General features: G+C 19.6%; 2 protein-coding genes. One reads left to right on the forward strand and one right to left on the reverse strand.

What is annotated here, in order from left to right; all coding sequences use genetic code 11:
• The coding region (locus GFJ99_RS13310) for a maltose acetyltransferase domain-containing protein (protein WP_305069022.1) at positions 1 to 131 on the reverse strand (131 nt) is incomplete at its 3' end.
• A gap of 333 nt (positions 132 to 464) precedes the next feature.
• Between GFJ99_RS13310 and GFJ99_RS13690 the strand changes: the two genes are divergently transcribed.
• Positions 465 to 673, forward strand: a 209-nt coding sequence (locus tag GFJ99_RS13690; protein ID WP_203228799.1) for a hypothetical protein, incomplete at its 3' end; no start/stop codon positions are given.

Below are 673 nucleotides of genomic sequence, written 5' to 3' on the forward strand. Positions count from 1 at the left end.
CCATTCATTAGATATTCTGTAATATTTAATTTATGAAGTAATTTTTTAGCTTTATTTCTATCTAGAGATAATTCTTTATCATTGGAAAAATAATTTTCACCCGACAGCATTTTTTCTTTTTCGGTTTTCATAATTCAAATATAAACGAATTTTAAATATTCTAAAATTGAGGTTGTGAATTTAAATAATGAAATTCTAAAAATTATAATTTTTATTCCAAATTGGTTTTATTAATGTTTTTAGTGTAATTCTTATTGTTTTTTTAAATCAAAAGTAAATTATTTGTAATTATACGTAAATAAAAAAGTTTTTTGATTTAATGAGTGTAAATTTAATTAGTAAAAACATTAATTAAATCATAACTTACGATTGTTTTTAGTTATATTTTAGACATACATACTGCTGCCCCCTTTAAATGTATTCATATAAAATAGATATATTATTTTAATATAAATACTTTATTTATGGAAATTTATTTTAATGAAAAGGAAGTGCTTGAAATTGTTAAAAGTGACAAATCAAGAAAATTTGAAGTCAATGAAATTGAAAAAATATACGTTACTTACAAGTATTGCATATTTTTTAAAGTCTACTATTTAAAAATAAAAACCAAAAATGGTAATGAACATTCTATTAAAATTGAAAGAAAGTACAAGTCTCGAATTAAAAGAGA

Source organism: Flavobacterium sp. LMO6 (assembly GCF_009495795.1).
Lineage (GTDB): Bacteria > Bacteroidota > Bacteroidia > Flavobacteriales > Flavobacteriaceae > Flavobacterium.